Origin of the sequence: Ochrobactrum sp. EDr1-4, from assembly GCF_049199085.1 — a bacterium.
Classification (GTDB): Bacteria; Pseudomonadota; Alphaproteobacteria; order Rhizobiales; family Rhizobiaceae; genus Brucella.
In genome coordinates, this window is record NZ_JBLZOF010000034.1 from 1 (window position 1) to 879 (window position 879).

The window sequence follows — 879 nt, forward strand, 5'->3', positions numbered from 1 at the left end:
CACCTGATGCGCCATTGGTTGAGGTTGCAGTTGGCGAAGACGGTGTCACGCTGACAATTACCGGTGAGCCTGGTGCAACGGCAACGATCACCGCAGCGGATGGCTCGCCACTTGGCACGGTTGTTCTGGATGGTGAGGGCGCAGGTTCGATCCTTCTTGATCCGCTCGATGCACAGGATGTGACCGTCACGCAGACAGATGTTGCAGGCAATGTCTCGGATGCGGCTGTCGTTCCGGTTCCAGATACCCTGGCACCTGATGCGCCATTGGTTGAGGTTGCAGTTGGCGAAGACGGTGTCACGCTGACAATTACCGGTGAGCCTGGTGCAACGGCAACGATCACCGCAGCGGATGGTTCGCCACTTGGCACGGTTGTTCTTGATGGTGAGGGCGCAGGCTCGATCCTTCTTGATCCGCTCAATGCACAGGATGTGACCGTCACGCAGACAGATGTTGCAGGCAATGTCTCGGATGCGGCTGTCGTTCCGGTTCCAGATACTCTGGCACCTGATGCGCCATTGGTTGAGGTTGCAGTTGGCGAAGACGGTGTCACGCTGACAATTACCGGTGAGCCTGGTGCAACGGCAACGATCACCGCAGCGGATGGCTCGCCACTTGGCACGGTTGTTCTTGATGGTGACGGAGCAGGTTCGATCCTTCTTGATCCGCTCGATGCACAGGATGTGACCGTCACGCAGACAGATGTTGCAGGCAATGTCTCAGATGCGGCTGTCGTTCCGGTTCCAGATACCCTGGCACCTGACGCGCCATTGGTTGAGGTTGCAGTTGGCGAAGACGGTGTCACGCTGACAATTACCGGTGAGCCTGGTGCAACGGCAACGATCACCGCAGCGGATGGTTCGCCACTTGGCACGGTTG

Annotated in this window: 1 protein-coding gene; it reads left to right on the plus strand. The window is 58.2% G+C overall.

Annotation, left to right across the window (positions count from 1 at the left end; translation table 11 throughout):
- A partial coding sequence (locus tag ACOZHT_RS24410) for an Ig-like domain-containing protein (protein WP_421567121.1) occupies positions 1-879 on the plus strand: 879 nt, incomplete at both ends.